The organism is Vibrio sp. DW001, assembly GCF_029016285.1.
GTDB lineage: Bacteria > Pseudomonadota > Gammaproteobacteria > Enterobacterales > Vibrionaceae > Vibrio.
Window position 1 is genome coordinate 546,505 of sequence record NZ_CP091975.1, and the last position, 16,082, is coordinate 562,586.

The window sequence follows — 16,082 nt, forward strand, 5'->3', positions numbered from 1 at the left end:
GGAGATAATTATGTTTGCGATTATAGACGCGGCTTTATCCCGTTCTAGGACGATGCTGACGCTACTGATACTGATACTAGTAGCAGGGGCAATAACGTATATCAAAATTCCAAAAGAATCGAGCCCTGATATAACTATTCCCATTATTTATGTTGGTGTGAGCCACGAAGGTATTTCGCCAGATGATGCGGAAAGACTATTGGTTCGTCCAATAGAACAAGAACTGCGTTCTATTGAAGGCGTAAAAGAGATGAGCGCAACGGCTTCAGAGGGCTATGCCTCTGTTACGTTGGAGTTTAATGTTGGTATCGATCTTGACAAAGCGATGGCTGATGTCCGCGATGCCGTTGATCAGGCAAAACCTAAACTTCCTGCCGATAGTGATGAACCGACGGTCAATGAAGTCACCCTTGCTTCATTTCAACCTGTGTTGTCCGTTGTTCTGTATGGTTCTGTACCTGAAAGAACTATCGTACAGATTGCCCGAGCGTTAGGCGACAAGCTAGAAAGCTATAAACAAGTTCTGGAAGTCGATATCGCTGGTGACAGAGAAGACATTGTCGAGATTGTTGTCGACCCCCTATTAATGGAGAGTTACAACCTAGACCAAGGTGATATCTATAACCTAATTGCATTGAATAACCGAGTAGTCGCAGCGGGCTTTGTTGATACAGGCTACGGTCGGTTTTCTGTCAAGGTACCGTCTGTTTTTGAGTCATTGAAAGATGTATTGGAGATGCCAGTAAAGGTAGATGGTAGGCAAGTTATTACCTTTGGTGATATTGCGACAGTAAGACGTTCATTTAGAGATCCTGAGAGCTATGCTCGTTTAAATGGGGAATCCGCCGTCGTTTTGGATGTTAAGAAGCGTGCAGGTGAAAACATTATCGAAACGGTTGATCTGGTCAAGCAAATAATTGTCGTCGCGCAACAGAGAGATGACTGGCCAGATAATTTAATGGTTGAATACACGTGGGACGAGTCAGAAGACGTCAAGCTTATGCTGAGCGATCTGCAAAACAACATCCTTTCTGCCATTATTCTCGTTGTCATCGTAATTATCGCTATTCTAGGTGTCCGCACTGCATTCTTGGTTGGTGTATCTATACCTGGATCGTTCCTTACTGGGCTATTGGCATTGGCGGTGTTTGGTTTAACCATCAATATTATCGTTCTTTTTGCGTTGATTATGGCGGTAGGGATGCTGGTTGATGGCGCCATTGTCGTGACGGAGTTTGCAGATAGACGGATGCACGAAGGTATGCCTCGTCGTGAAGCCTATAGAGACGCCGCCAAACGAATGGCCTGGCCTATTACCGCCTCGACGGCAACAACCTTAGCCGCGTTTGCTCCACTATTATTCTGGCCTGATACCACAGGTGAGTTTATGAAGTATCTGCCGATAACGCTAATAGCAACCTTATCGGCTTCTCTCATAATGGCGTTGCTCTTCGTCCCTGTGCTTGGCAGTTTAGTCGGTAAAGAACAATACATTAAGCCAGAATTCAGACAAGAATTGGTTGCGTTACACAACGGTGATTTTACTAAAGCCACTGGATTTACTAAGTTTTATTATAAAACGCTCGCGATTGCGGTTAATCATCCATGGAAGATACTGTTTAGTGCCATTTTACTCGCTATTGGTATTGGCTTTACCTATTCCAAGGCGGGGCTGGGAGCCGAGTTCTTCCCTGAAGTTGATCCCCCATCCTTTACTATGAAGGTTCGATCTTATGGTGATCTGTCGATCAATGAGAAAGACAAGATTATGCGAGAGATTGAATCTGAAGTTCTTGGTGGCGCAGAATTTGAGAGTATTTATACCAAAACGGGTGGCGATGATTCTATTGGCCAAATCCAGATTACCCCTATTGATTGGCAATTAAGAAGGCCAGTTAAAGAGATCATCGAAGAACTGCAAGAACGTACCTCACACATTGCTGGTGTTGAGATTGAATTTAAAAAACCAGAAGCAGGTCCACCAAGTGAACACGATTTGGTCATTCAATTGTCCTCACGTCATTACGACAAACTGGATGACGCCGCATTAATGGTAAGACACTGGGCAGACACTTATCCGGCATTTACTAACCTTAGCGACACCTCAGCAAAACCGGGTATTGATTGGCAAATAGACATTAAACGAGACGATGCGGGACGATTTGGTGCTGACGCCACCTTGGTTGGTAATACGGTTCAGTTTGTGACGAATGGGCTTAAAATTGGCGATTATTTACCAGATGATGCTAACGAAGAGGTTGATATTCTGGTTCGTTTCCCTCAAGAGCAAAGAGACATTGGAAGGTTTGATCAATTAAGGGTTAAGACGCCCGCAGGTTTAATTCCGATGACTAATTTTGCAGAAATAAGGCCTCAGCACAAGCAAGACACCATTCAGCGTATCGACGGCCAACGTATTCTTGACGTAAAAGCGGATATGAAAGAAGGATTTAATCTCGCGTTAGAACTGCCTAAAATTGATGCACAACTAAAAGCACTAGGGTTGGATGATGTTGAGTTCAAGTTACGTGGTCAAAATGAAGATCAGGAAAAATCGTCTGAGTTTTTGATGTACGCGTTTGTTGTGGCATTAGCCGCAATGGCTTTGATACTGATTACTCAATTCAACAGTTTCTATCAAGCCTTCCTCATTTTGAGTGCGGTGCTCTTCTCTACGGTGGGGGTGTTTGCTGGGTTACTGATATTTCAAAAACCATTTGGTATTGTAATGTCCGGTATTGGGGTTATTTCATTAGCAGGTATTGTCGTGAATAATAATATTGTTCTTATCGATACCTTTAATCAGCTTGTGGAGCGAGGGCTGGCTCGCAAAGAAGCGATATTAAGAACCGGTGTACAGCGCCTTCGTCCGGTAATGCTTACTACGGTGACCACAATACTTGGTTTGATGCCGATGGTACTGGAGATGAACATTGATATTATCAATCAAAAAGTTGAGTTTGGTGCGCCTAGTACGCAATGGTGGTCTCAGTTAGCGACGGCTGTCGCAGGGGGATTGGCGTTCGCTACGGTTCTAACTTTGGTACTAACACCTTGCTTGTTGATGCTTGGTAAAGGTAGAAAAACGAAAAATCAAACCTAGTATCGTTTTTCCTCTACTGATTAATACTGAAATCCCCACAAAAGTGGGGATTTTTATAAGCGGTATACACTTTAGTTTACTTGAGTATCATCGCGTTCAGTGCTATTGGCTGTATCAACCGAATCATCTTTATAAGGATGATTGGTTAAATTAACCTGCAATCGAACCACATTATCGATGAGCTTCACGAGTGGAGCCCATTTAACGTGATTCTCTTTTTCAAATAGGGTGTCGAAGTTTTCCGGTGTCCATTCCATTAGGTATTGTGGATTTAATGAACGGCCTAAAAAGCGCACTTCATAATGCAGGTGGGGCCCAGTAGAGTTGCCCGAGTTACCACATGTAGCAATCGTTTCGCCTTTACTAATAAATTGGCCGCTTTTAACATTAAATTTTTGTAGGTGAGCGTATGAACTCATAAATCCAAATGAATGTCTGACAATCAAAAAGTTGCCAAAGCCCTTCTTACTTGGTCGAACTGTTTCTACTACCCCATCCGCTGGGGCCAGGATCGGCTCGCCGCGATTACAAGTTAAATCGATTCCCGTATGGGTATGGCGCTTACCTGTAATTGGATTCAATCGGCGGCCATAGGAGGAAGAGATACGGTTATAGGCCATTGGTGTATCATTGGGGATCAACCGGAACATGGTTGCTCGTACGGCCGAATCTACTGCGGCCACATCGACTCTCTGTTCTAGATCCAAGGCATCTGGCTCTTCGTCACTTAATCCTAAAACAGATTCCACATCATAGATGCGCTTGCTTAATGTCACTAGCTGATTATTCTTTTCTGCGAGCTCTTGATTAAGCAAGTGATTGGAATTTTCGAGCTGAACAATTTGATTGGATTTATTCTGACTAAATTGTTCCGTTTGCTTGATCAGTCGCTCGGATTTCTCAATTTTGTCTGCTGCGAGTTTTGCTGCTTGAAGGCTATTACTGTGACTTTGTAGAGAAACACCCAATAATACAGGAGTGCCGATCAACAGTGATAATAAAGCCATAGTCGCTTTTTTACCGACAAAAAAAGTCTGTTCCCCACCAGAAGTAGGGATCGTAAATTTAATTTTATGGGACATAGTATTTTAGGAGTGAGCGCCTAAATCAGATAGTTGCTCAATATCTCGATGTAAAAGTTGTTCATCACCAACATTTAATTCAATTAAACGTTTGAGGTGGCTAATGCTATCAATATCAATATGTTCGATGCTGACGCGCGTATAGAGATCCGACACTTCAACCACATGTGCTTGAAGAGATACGGTGATATCGCTTTCAGGTAGACGGAAAAAAATATCTACTGGTTTGGTTGTTTCAATAGGTTCCACAATGGCATTTAACAGTAGCCCATGTAAGGAAAGATCCATTATCGAGCAACTTATTTTCAATTGCCCTTGGTGCAATTCAGCTGGTGCGTTGTAGACTATTCGAGAAAAACGTCGACGTTCGTCCATACTCCCTCTCTTACAATAATATTAATAGCTCGACTAGGTTACCATTTTAATGAGCATAAATAAAAAAATCGCGTTCAAATTATGCTTACATGTTCAGTAACCGTATCGATAAATAAGGAAAAAAGCCGTTAAAATAACGGCTTAGTTTTCATTCAGTTCGAATGAGGTTTATTTAGTAATGCGTTTATATTTAACTCTATGAGGCTCTGCAGCTTGTGCCCCTAAAGTTTGTTTCAGCCATTCTGTGTATTCAGTATAGTTGCCTTCATAGAAATTGACCTGCCCTTCATCACGGTAGTCAAGAATATGAGTGGCTATACGGTCCAAGAACCAACGGTCATGCGAGATAACCATTGCGCAACCAGGGAACTCTAACAACGCTTCTTCTAATGCACGCAATGTCTCAACATCTAAGTCATTGGTTGGTTCATCGAGTAATAAAACATTACCGCCAGTTTTAAGCAGTTTTGCCAAGTGCACGCGATTTCGTTCACCACCAGAGAGTTCACCAATGATTTTTTGTTGGTCAATGCCTCTAAAATTAAAACGAGAACAGTAAGCGCGAGCAGGGATCTCAAAATTATTGATTTTGACAATATCAGCGCCTTCCGAGATCTCTTGGAATACGGTTTTCTTGTCATCCATGCTGTCACGGAACTGATCAACGGAAGCAAGATGAACGGTATCACCTAATTCAATGGTTCCTGAATCTGGTTGCTCTGTGCCACTCAGCATTTTAAATAACGTTGATTTACCGGCACCGTTAGCACCGATAATACCGACAATCGCGCCTTTAGGCATGCTGAAGGAGAGGTTATCAATTAATACTCTGTCACCGAACGATTTGGTCAGATTTTTTACTTCAACAACTTTGTCACCTAATCGTTCACCTGGTGGGATGAATAGCTCGTTGGTTTCATTACGTTTTTGGTGCTCGGTATTATTCAGTTCTTCAAAACGAGCCATACGAGCTTTTGATTTTGCTTGTCGGCCTTTTGGATTTTGACGAACCCATTCAAGTTCTTTTTCAATGGTTTTCTGACGAGCGTTCTCTTGTGAGGATTCTTGCTTTAAACGTTCATCTTTTTGTTCTAACCAAGAGGTATAGTTGCCTTCCCACGGGATACCTTCACCTCGATCGAGCTCTAAGATCCAGCCAGCAGCATTATCTAAGAAATAACGGTCATGGGTAATCGCAACGACGGTGCCGGCATAGTCGACTAAGAAGCGTTCCAACCAACCTACTGATTCGGCATCTAAGTGGTTGGTTGGCTCATCAAGTAGCAACATGTCTGGTTTTTCTAATAGCAAGCGACAGATGGCTACACGGCGCCTTTCACCACCAGAAAGGAATTCAACTTTAGCATCCCATTCAGGCAGACGGAGTGCGTCAGCTGCTCGTTCTAATGAATTCTCAAGGTTATGACCGTCTTTTGTCTGAATAAGGTCTTCGAGTTCACCTTGTTCTTTTGCTAGCGCGTCAAAATCAGCATCTGGTTCCGCGTAAGCGGCGTAAACAGCATCGAGCCGTTTTAGTGCACCAGCAACATCCGAAACAGCTTCTTCAATAATTTCACGTACTGTTTTCGTTTCATCAAGTTTGGGTTCTTGAGGAAGATAACCAACGTTTAAACCTGGTTGAGGACGCGCTTCACCATCAATGTCAGTATCAAGACCAGCCATGATTCGAAGTAGGGTGGATTTACCAGAGCCGTTAAGACCTAAAACCCCGATTTTCGCACCAGGAAAAAAGCTAAGAGAAATGTCTTTTAATATTTTACGCTTAGGTGGTACAACTTTACTCACCCGCGACATGGTATAAACGTATTCAGCCATTGCCGATAGTTCCTACTGTTTCAGAAAATTAGCAAATATTTTAACTTAAATTGCCACTCCTGAGAATGAAAGATAATTTAACAAATAAAAGCTTGCGTAAAGGAACGATCATTTTCTAACATAAGAGTTACAGCTTATTAACTTTAGTAAGTGAGAAGGCGTGCCATAGTGGTTATATATGATATGGACTTCATTTTATAGGGATGTACAAAATAGATGCATAGGTTTAATAAACTTATCTCTGCTGTGTTGCCAGTATTGGCGTTTTCTTCTGGTGCTTTTTCTGCACCAGCGTCTCTTGAACAGCAGAGAGTTATTTACCAAAAAGCCCAAGATTATTTGGATAAAAAACAAGTAGACGAGTATTTGGAAATTCGAGATCTGATTTCAGATTATCCACTCACCCCTTATGTTGATTATCGAACGTTTCTCATTGATATAGGCAAGAGAACACCAGAAGAAGTGGATGAGTTCACAGCTAAATATCGAGACTTTCCATTTTCAAACAGCATTAGGTCTCGTTATCTAGATGCATTGATAGCAAAAAAGAAATGGGACGATTTATATCAATATCAGACGAATGAACCTCGAATGGAGAAGTACCAGTGTAGTTATTACTACGCTCGATTGAAAAATGGTGAGAAAGAACAAGCTTTTGAAGGCGCGGCTAAGCTTTGGTTGAGTGGAAAAAGTGTGTCAGATAATTGTGAACAGCTTTTCAGTGAATGGCAACAAGCCGGGTTAAGAACCGATGATATGGTACTTAGGCGAATGCTGCTTAGTTATGAGAAAAACAGCAACGATTTGACGAACTATTTAGCTAAGATGCCGACGAGTGAACAGAGTATTCAACAAGCAAAGGAAATCAAGTTCCTTGCTAAAAACTCAGAATATGTGGTTGAGTTTTCTCAGAAATATCCTGCAACTGAGTTTAATCGTAAAAAATCACAGATAGCGCTTAAGAAGCTGGCGAGGAAAGATATTGAGTTAGCGCAACGAATACTACCGATTGTATTTGAAGCACAAGCCTTTCCTGTCGATACTCAACAAAATGTTTCCGATTACTTAGCGGTTAGACTTTTTAATACAGAGGACATGGATCTAGCGAAGTGGCGGGATGAAGTGTTAACAACATCGACCAGCTTGTCGGCGATTGAACAACGTATTCGATTAGCTATTCGTCAGGCTGATTGGCAAGGGATTTCTGATTGGATTGGTCACCTACCTCAAGACGACCAAAATTCTCTGCGTTGGCAGTTTTGGCTCGGTAGAAGTGAGTTAGAACTAGGTAAGCGAAATCAAGGTATTGAACGGCTACAAGGTATTTTAGGTAAACGCAATTTCTACAGTGTAGCAGCAGCAAAGATATTGGATAAACCAGTGTCGTATCAAGTAAGTGATGATAAGCGTGCAACCGACATTCTTAAACCTTACCGTTCAAGTTTGGTTCGGATTAATGAACTCGTTGAAGTAGACAAGATTGCGGCAACAAAAAGTGAATGGAACTGGTTACTTTGGCAGGTTGGAAAAGAAGAGAAAGAAGCCTTAGCGGTCTACGCGGCGAAGAAAAAATGGCATCATTTGTCGGTAAAAGCCACGATAGAAGCAAAAATGTGGGATAACACCGTGTTGCGCTTTCCTCTTGCCCATCAATGGTGGTTTAATTTTTACGGTGAGAAACACAATATCGACCCAATTACTTTAATGTCTATCGCTAGGCAAGAGAGCGCCATGGACGTAGAGGCACGTTCTCCGGTTGGTGCGCGTGGCATAATGCAAATTATGCCGAAAACAGCAAAATATACGGCGAAGAAATACAAGCTTAAATATAAAGGTACAAGTGAACTGTATGATGTAGGTAAGAACATAGAGATCGGCAGTCACTACCTAAATGGCCTGTTAGAGCAGTATGATAACAATCGGATTTTTGCGTTTGCTGCCTATAATGCAGGGCCACATAGAGTGAAAGTTTGGCGTAAAAGATCTGACCAAAAACTGGATGCTTTCGCATTTATTGAAGCGATTCCTTACAAAGAAACCCGAGGGTACGTTCAGAATATTTTGATGTTTGAGACATATTATCGGAATCTGATGAAAGTCGATGGCGAGTTTTTGCACTCTAATGAAGTTTCGACTAAATATTGATCCAAAACAGAGTAGAACACATTACAATGTCTGCTCTGTTTTGAAATATTGGTATCTATAAATGTCATTGACTCCAGAAATCTCAGATTGGCAACACGTATTGAAGATAGTTAAAAGTGCAGCAGATAGCGAGCAACATGAAATGCTTTTAACCATGTTGATGACTTCGGATGAGAGAGAAGCTTTAGTTGCGAGAATGAATATTTTTAACGAGCTTTTGAAAGGTGAAATATCCCAGCGCCAGATTAGTCAAATGCTAGGTGTAGGAGTAGCAACCATTACTCGTGGATCCAATGAGCTAAAGATTCATACAGAAGATGAGCGTGAAGCATTGTCCCAATTGTTAAAAGTAGCAGAGAGCCAATAACCAAAAAACCGACCGATGAGCGTTTGCTACGCTCTCTTCTTGAATGCCGTTGGGTTTTTAGTTATCTAGCCTCTAGAAGCCGCGGGCATTTCATTTGTCGATGTATGATTTACGATGGTAAAAATGTAAATTAAGTCTGTCCCATTACTTGTGTTATAGGTTCTTGGGGAAATGGTCTTCGTTCATAAAAGGTATTAACGCCAGAATAAGCGCCTGATGATAAACAGAACTTCGAGTTAGCAGATGATTTGTCAGTAGGCCTATAGCTCCCCCTTTTTGTTTTATATTCTCCGTAGAAAATACCTCATCCATAACATGTCCAAGTTCTCGGCCATCCCTTAATTTCTCCAAGACTACAGGGGGAAGCATTAAGCTCGCTGAACGAGACTCACCTCTTTTGCTAGCGGATTCAATCACCATCCATGCAAAGGTAAAGTCTCCGTCATTCCCGGCTTCTAAGCCGACATAGAAATCGGCATTGTTGATCTCTATCTTGGTATTTTTTACTCGGTTTAATGCGCCAAGTTTTGTTTCTACGTCTGATATCGGTTGTTCTGGAACGTCACTTGCCACGCTAACCCCCTTAAATTGGAATGCTTGCTTTGGAAATACATCCAAAAAAGCAGCTTTAACGGCGTTAATTTTTGCTGGGTTAAGGGAAGCAATAATTACGGTCTTCATCGTTACTTCTCTCTATACAAGTTTTATTTGAGTTGGTTTGACATTCTCACTTGGGTAACACCCTAATACTTTAAGGTGCTGGGTTATTTTGGTCAGTTCGTTGATAGCCTGTTGCATCTCAGTGGATTCAACGTGCGCTTCTAGATCAACATAGAACATCTCTTCCCATGGATTACCCATAATAGGTCTGTTTTCTAGCTTAGTCATGTTGATGCCATATCGTTGTAATACGAGTAGAGTCTCTACTAATGAGCCAGCGGCTTGAGATGTGGACATGATCAGTGTTGTTTTCGCTGGGATCTGCGTTGATACTTCAACCGGTTTACGGGCAACCAAAATAAAGCGCGTATGGTTTTCTGTTTGATTAGAAATATTATTTTTTATTGGCTGCAAGCCGTATAACTTACCGCTGGATGAGTTACCTATCGCCGCGACATCTTCTCTTCCAAGATCTTTTACTTTCTGCATTGCATCTGCTGTGCTCGCGCATGATTCCAAAGTAACCCCATTTAGGTGACTAAGGAACTCACTACATTGCTGATGAGGCTGCGGATGAGAGTAAAGTGTTTTGATGTCTTCTAAATGGATATCAGAATTAGCCAATATGCAGTGATCAATAGGCAGGGTTATTTCACCAACAATGTAGAGTGTTGTGTGTTGAAGTAAATCATAAACTTCGTTGATTGATCCTGAACTCGTATTTTCTATCGGTAGCAAACCAAAATCAGCATGACCAGATTCTACGGTTTTGGTTACCTCTTTGAAATGCTCACAATTTAACTCAACCAACTCAGTATTCTTGCGGCTAAAATATTCACGACTCGCAAGGTGTGAGTATGATCCTCTAGAACCCAAGAATGCAACACGTGCGATAGGTTTTCGGCTCTGTGCCGGATTTGCCAAATTCTGTAAATGAGACTGTTGTAATAACACCGAGTCTTCAATAACCGTGTGGAATAGCTTGGTGATGTACTGTGCATCTAAGTTGTACTTTTTCTTACCATTATTAATCAATTTGACTAATAATTGTTGCTCTCGCTTAGCGTCTCTAACTGGCTTAGATGTCTCAACTTTGCTTTTTGCTACTTCAATACTTAGTGCTCGTCTTTCTGAAAGCAGCTGTAGGAGTTGATCATCGAGGTCATTTAAACGGATTCGAATTTCATCAAGGGAATATTTACTGTCTGTCATGCTAAGTAAGTCCATTTTAGTTATAAAAAAGCCCCCCGTTTGGGAGGCTTCCTATTCGTTTTTGACTTGTTTTTCCTAAAACGATTTCAGCCTCCGGTGTTAGGAGTTAAAAAAGAAGTCAAAAAAGAACAGAGAAAATGTCGTCATCATTAAATCGCTATGTTGTGGGTCTACAGACACAATAAGCAAGGGATACAAACCCGTCAAGCAAAAAAATAGCGCCCGTGGGCGCTATATAACTGAATTCCTAATTCTATTAGGTTGTTTTCCTATTCAGCTTCACTAAGCTCAACTTCGTCTAGCTCTGATACTTCAGGTTTTTCAGCGTGAGTAGCTCGGCGAGCTTCAGGCTTATGGCGCAGTTTGTTTAGCTGACGCTCCAATTTTTGTTCTACTTCTGTGATTGCTTTATATAAATCTTCATTGCTGGAAGATGCAACAAGCTTTCCTTTAGGTACAGTAATGCTTGCTTCGAATTTCATTTTCTTATTTGGTTCTTCGCTGATCGCAGTCTGGCAACCAATAATATCAACTTGCCATTTTTCAAGTTTCTCAAACTTGGACTCTATATGCGTGCGTATTGCAGAGGTGATTTCTAAGTTTTTGCCGGTAATATTTACTTTCATATAGTGTTTTCCTCTGAAACTTCCCTTATGGGTTAAGTTCAGATTACTGTTTCAAGAAGAAAATAATGTGATCCAAATCACTATAACTAGGCTGTTTCGATCAATGTTCATTTAATGTGATCTGTAACAAATCTACCAAATTAATTCGTTAAAAAAGCTTGTACTGAAATATGAAATCTATAGATTGGTAAGAAGTCACGTACTAGAAATATCCCCATTTTTAGGGGCTTAGTGCAGGCTTTTATTTGTTGTGACTAATTAATAATCAAGATGAAAATGTGATCTCGTACGACACGTATTTAGAGAGTTGATTTGTGAAATGCCACACCGTTTATGGTTGTGGCATTTTTGTTTGTCTTGAAGATTGAATTCATTCAGGTGAGACGAGTTTTAACAGGGCTGCGCTTTTTTCTTCTCTTATTTTTCTCATATCTTCTAGCTGCTTGTAAATGACGAAATAGCGATTGATGTTCGCAACATAGTTTACGGGCTCTCGGCCTATATTCCTTCGTGTAATAATTTCTACATTTTTAAACCAGATATTTGGGTCATAACCATGTTTAACGGCTAATCTGCGCATTTTACGGATATTACCGGGTCCGGCATTGTATGCGGCCAGAGATAAATAAACTTGATTGTCTCTAGTGATGTCATCATCTGAAAAATAACGATCAGTAATGAAACGCATGTATTTCACACCGGCATGAACATTGTTTTCGAGCTTTTTAATGTCTTTGATATTTACGTTGGGATCGTTGGCTGTAGAGGGGAGTACTTGCATTATTCCTACTGCGCCTTTGTGGGAGACTTTACTGTTGTCCAGACCAGACTCTTGGAATGCCTGCGCAGATATCATTAACCAGTCGAATTCATACTGATCTGAATATTTTTCAAATAGGTTAGTGAGTGACTGCATTCGCTTGATTCTATCAGGGCTAAGGGCACGGCTAAGCCATTTTGAATTGAGGATGTACCTATCGTATAACACATTACCTAAGAGCGTTCCGGCCTTAGCGGTTCGTAGATAGCTATTTACTTGTTTTTCAAGTATCGGGCTATTTTTTCGAAATGCCCATCCAATTTCTGCCCCAGAACGTAGTGGAAGATTTTCATGTATTTTTATATTGTCCATCACGCTAAGCCACAGCTCAACTTTGTGGCTATCTAAAACAGTTGAGTAGATATAGCCTTGATTAACCATTTCAATGATTTCATAGTCTTGTAGTGCTTCATCAAACAATTGGACACGGATTGGTTCTAATTTACTGAGGCTTAGATATTCGTTGATACTTTGGATACTTTCGAAGTAGCTGGAGCTTGGTCTAACCCAGATCTCTTTTCCACTGAGTTGATCTATATCCACTAGTTCAGATTCTCCCGTATGAGTGACCAAAAACTCATTGATATCACTTATCATCGGAATACTAAAGTCGAGAGACTTTTCACGTCGGATTGTTTTCGTGAGGTTAGCAACTATCACGTCACCAAAACCCGCATTAAGGGCAGGAATTAGATCATCTCTTGTCACTGGAATTATCTGAATATGTACCGAAGGGTGTTCTTTCTTTAATTTTTTTTCGAAATGATGGAGGATTTCAGCAAGCATTCCTTTTGGCTTGCCGCCTTCAACATAGTAGAAGCCCAGATCTTCTGAAACCAAAACGCGAAGGACGCCTTTTTTAGATAAAACATCTAGATCTCCCGTGTAAGGGGTGTTGTCTAAAGGAGTAAGTTCAAGAGATACACTAAAGAAGGGGACAAGAAGAAGAGATAACACCCATCGATACCAATGGTTAATCGAGTTCCTCTTAACGACTTTAATTTTCGCTTTGCTACGGGGATCTATCTTGATAGAACAATCTATTTTCATACAACAATCCGTGTTGATTTAATTATGTCGGCAATGAAATTTATTTCTGAGAACGGTTTATGTTTCCAAAGAAAACACATTAAACGTTATATCCAAACAGTATAGATTAGAAATAAAAAAACCGCTGATATTCAACGGTTTTTTTGAGTAACGCTTAGATTGGATTGAGCTTCATGAGTTCTTTGGTTCGAGCCACCGCTTCGGTTAACCCGAGCTGTTGATAGGCTTCAAGCTGAATCTCGAGCGATTTTCTTGCCGCTTCGGTATCAGGGTAGGTTTTTTGCAACTCTTGGCTTCGATTGATTGCAGCAATCCATGCTTCTCTGCGTAAATAAAAATCGGCACTGGCTAAATCGTAGTTAGCTAACCTATTCTTAAGTGCGTACATTCTTTTTTGGGCATCAGCAGCGAATGCACTATTTGGGTATCTCTGGAGCAATCTCTTAAAATCAGCAAACGCAGATTTTACGGGCTCTGGGTCGCGATCAGAACGATCAATATTAAAAATATTGTGCATGTAGTTCTGATCTTGTGCCATGTGCGATAGACCGCGCATGTAAAGTACCCAATCCATTTTCGTATGCGTTGGATTTAATCGGGAGAACCTTTCTATGGTAGCAAGAGCTAAAGGAAGATCTCCGTTTTTGTAGTAAGCATAGATTAGGTCGAGTTGAACTTGCTCCGAATACGGGCCGAAAGGATATCGAGAATCCAATGCTTCCAGCTTTTCTACGGCGGTAAGCCAGTTGCCACTTCTGAGTGAAGATTGAGCGTCAGTATAAAGTTCAGAGGCTGGGACGTCAGGTACTATTTCGTCGCTGCTTGAGCAACCAAATAGTAGTGAAAGTGCCAGTAAGCTCGATAAAGTGCGGTAATTCATGTCAGGATTCTATTTCCTTAAATTAAATAATTCTGTTGCTTCCGTTACTTCTTATCTTTTAACAGATAGAATGATGCCAACTTGGACGCTATAAATAAAGAAGCTAGCTACAATTGAAGGTAGAAAGCAGTAGCGTATTTTTTCACAGTCATGAGCATTAGTCTCATAGTTTTTTAAAAAGTTCGATATGGCTCAGCAGATAGAATTAACCGAAACCGTAAAAGATAGCCAACTTGGTCAAAGATTAGACCAAGCCATAGCAGAATTATTTTCTGATTTTTCTCGTTCTCGTTTGAAAGAATGGATAATAGCAGGAAAAGTTCAAGTTGATGGTGAAGTTGTTTCCAAAGCCCGCGTTAAAGTGATGGGTGGCGAATTAATAACCATTCAAGGTGAACTTGAAGATGAAGAGCGTTGGGAAGCTCAAGATATACCCCTAAATATTGTTTACGAAGATGACGATATTATCGTTATCAACAAACCACGAGGCTTAGTTGTGCACCCAGGTGCTGGTACGCCAGATGGAACGATACTCAATGCATTGCTATTTCACTACCCTGAAATAGCAGAAGTACCAAGAGCTGGTATCGTGCATCGTTTGGATAAAGACACCACAGGTCTAATGGTGGTGGCTAAGACGGTTCCTGCTCAAACGCGATTAGTACGTGCGCTTCAAAAACGCAAAATCACGCGAGAGTACGAAGCGATAGCGATCGGTAAAATGACCGCGGGTGGGGTAGTTGACGAACCGATTGGTCGCCACTCGACAAAACGCACTCTAATGGCGGTGAATATTACAGGTAAACCAGCGATTACACATTACCGTGTTGCTGAACATTTTAGAGAGCATACAAGAATTCGTCTGCGCTTAGAGTCCGGTCGTACACACCAGATTCGTGTGCATATGGCTTTCCTCCAACATCCATTGTTAGGTGATATAGCCTATGGTGGTCGTGCTCGAATCCCGAAAGACGCTTCAGAAGAATTAACTGAAATGATTCGTCGTTTTGATCGCCAATCTCTGCACGCCGCGATGCTAAAATTTGAGCATCCAGCAACGAGAGAAGAGATGGAGTTTCACGCCCCTATTCCGGACGATATGGTTGTGTTGACGCAAGCGCTAAGAGATGACGCAAAATATAACAAAGAGTATGACATCTAAATGGAATGGATTGTCCCTAATTGGAAAGTACCTGAAAATATAAAGGCCTTTAGTACGACTAGACTGGGTGGAGTCTCAACTGGTGTATATAAAGGGCTTAATTTAGGGCTGCACGTTGAGGATGATCCAATTGTCGTTAAGAAAAACCGTCAAATTCTTCACGAAAAAGCCATGTTACCGAGCAATCAGGTATGGCTTAACCAAACGCACTCGGACCTTGTCGTTGAGTTAAAACAACCAACAACGAAGGTTATTGATGCAGATGGTGCAATAACATCGTCATCGAATGTAGTTTGTACGGTAATGACAGCAGACTGTTTACCGATATTACTTACTGACATAGAAGGTACAATGGTCGCGGCAGTACATGCAGGTTGGCGTGGGTTAGCTGACGGTATTGTAGAGAACGCTGTTAAAAAATTCACTAAGCCTGTTATTGCGTGGCTAGGGCCCGCAATTGGTGCTGGTGCCTTTGAAGTAGGACAAGATGTGTTTGATATCTTTGTCTCACATTCATCGCTAGCAGAAAAAGCCTTTCAATCTAAGAGTAATGGTAAGTATCTAGCTGATATGAATATGCTCGCAATGCAGCGTCTAAATAGCGTGGGTGTCGAAAGTATTTATCGAAGTAATATGTGTACCTTCGAAGACTCAGAAAAATTCTATTCTTATCGCAGAGATGGTGTAACGGGTCGTCAAGCGACCTTTATTTGGATAGATTAACGTCCTCCCTTGAAAAAATGCCAACTTGTATCCATCTTGAT

The 16,082-nt window shown here is 41.3% G+C and carries 13 protein-coding genes and 1 other annotated feature; of the genes, 5 read left to right on the top strand and 8 right to left on the bottom strand.

The window, feature by feature from the left end:
* The first annotated feature begins 10 nt into the window (after window positions 1-10).
* Window positions 11-3,103 (top strand): efflux RND transporter permease subunit, encoded by a 3,093-nt coding sequence (locus tag L3V77_RS02655; RefSeq protein WP_275135609.1) that lies wholly within the window; start codon window positions 11-13, stop codon window positions 3,101-3,103.
* A gap of 71 nt (window positions 3,104-3,174) precedes the next feature.
* Here the strand turns inward: L3V77_RS02655 and L3V77_RS02660 are convergent, their stop codons facing one another.
* The 3 genes from L3V77_RS02660 to ettA all read right to left on the bottom strand — a co-directional run bounded on the left by L3V77_RS02660 (window position 3,175) and on the right by ettA (window position 6,396).
* Entirely contained in the window at window positions 3,175-4,185 is a 1,011-nt protein-coding gene (locus tag L3V77_RS02660; RefSeq protein ID WP_275135610.1) for a M23 family metallopeptidase, read from the bottom strand.
* A gap of 6 nt (window positions 4,186-4,191) precedes the next feature.
* Window positions 4,192-4,560 (bottom strand): PilZ domain-containing protein, encoded by a 369-nt coding sequence (locus L3V77_RS02665; protein WP_275135611.1) that lies wholly within the window; start codon window positions 4,558-4,560, stop codon window positions 4,192-4,194.
* 168 nt (window positions 4,561-4,728) lie between these two features.
* Window positions 4,729-6,396 (bottom strand): energy-dependent translational throttle protein EttA, encoded by a 1,668-nt coding sequence (ettA, locus tag L3V77_RS02670; protein ID WP_275135612.1) that lies wholly within the window; start codon window positions 6,394-6,396, stop codon window positions 4,729-4,731.
* Between the two features lie 216 nt (window positions 6,397-6,612).
* On the opposite strand from ettA, the gene sltY reads away from it, so the two are divergent.
* Window positions 6,613-8,541 carry a murein transglycosylase gene (sltY, locus tag L3V77_RS02675; RefSeq protein WP_275135613.1) on the top strand — a complete coding sequence of 643 codons (1,929 nt, stop codon included), beginning with the start codon at window positions 6,613-6,615 and terminating at the stop codon, window positions 8,539-8,541.
* 61 nt (window positions 8,542-8,602) lie between these two features.
* Window positions 8,603-8,908 carry a trp operon repressor gene (gene trpR / locus L3V77_RS02680; protein ID WP_275135614.1) on the top strand — a complete coding sequence of 102 codons (306 nt, stop codon included), beginning with the start codon at window positions 8,603-8,605 and terminating at the stop codon, window positions 8,906-8,908.
* Between the two features lie 153 nt (window positions 8,909-9,061).
* Here the strand turns inward: trpR and yjjX are convergent, their stop codons facing one another.
* The 5 genes from yjjX to L3V77_RS02705 form a co-directional block, all read right to left on the bottom strand.
* Entirely contained in the window at window positions 9,062-9,589 is a 528-nt protein-coding gene (gene yjjX / locus L3V77_RS02685; RefSeq protein WP_275135615.1) for an inosine/xanthosine triphosphatase, read from the bottom strand.
* A 12-nt stretch (window positions 9,590-9,601) separates the two neighbouring features.
* Complete coding sequence (gene pheA, locus L3V77_RS02690) at window positions 9,602-10,780, bottom strand: prephenate dehydratase (protein WP_275135616.1); 1,179 nt, start codon at window positions 10,778-10,780, stop codon at window positions 9,602-9,604.
* A 21-nt stretch (window positions 10,781-10,801) separates the two neighbouring features.
* Window positions 10,802-10,925, bottom strand: a sequence feature (Phe leader region).
* Between the two features lie 124 nt (window positions 10,926-11,049).
* Window positions 11,050-11,406 carry a ribosome-associated translation inhibitor RaiA gene (gene raiA / locus L3V77_RS02695; protein ID WP_275135617.1) on the bottom strand — a complete coding sequence of 119 codons (357 nt, stop codon included), beginning with the start codon at window positions 11,404-11,406 and terminating at the stop codon, window positions 11,050-11,052.
* 370 nt (window positions 11,407-11,776) lie between these two features.
* Window positions 11,777-13,276 (bottom strand): lytic transglycosylase F, encoded by a 1,500-nt coding sequence (locus tag L3V77_RS02700; protein WP_275135618.1) that lies wholly within the window; start codon window positions 13,274-13,276, stop codon window positions 11,777-11,779.
* A gap of 154 nt (window positions 13,277-13,430) precedes the next feature.
* Complete coding sequence (locus L3V77_RS02705; protein WP_275135619.1) at window positions 13,431-14,156, bottom strand: outer membrane protein assembly factor BamD; 726 nt, start codon at window positions 14,154-14,156, stop codon at window positions 13,431-13,433.
* Window positions 14,157-14,343: 187 nt separating this feature from the next.
* Between L3V77_RS02705 and rluD the strand changes: the two genes are divergently transcribed.
* Together rluD and pgeF are read left to right on the top strand one after the other, a co-directional pair.
* Entirely contained in the window at window positions 14,344-15,318 is a 975-nt protein-coding gene (gene rluD / locus L3V77_RS02710; RefSeq protein ID WP_275135620.1) for a 23S rRNA pseudouridine(1911/1915/1917) synthase RluD, read from the top strand.
* Complete coding sequence (gene pgeF / locus L3V77_RS02715; RefSeq protein ID WP_275135621.1) at window positions 15,319-16,041, top strand: peptidoglycan editing factor PgeF; 723 nt, start codon at window positions 15,319-15,321, stop codon at window positions 16,039-16,041.
* The last annotated feature ends 41 nt before the right edge of the window (window positions 16,042-16,082 follow it).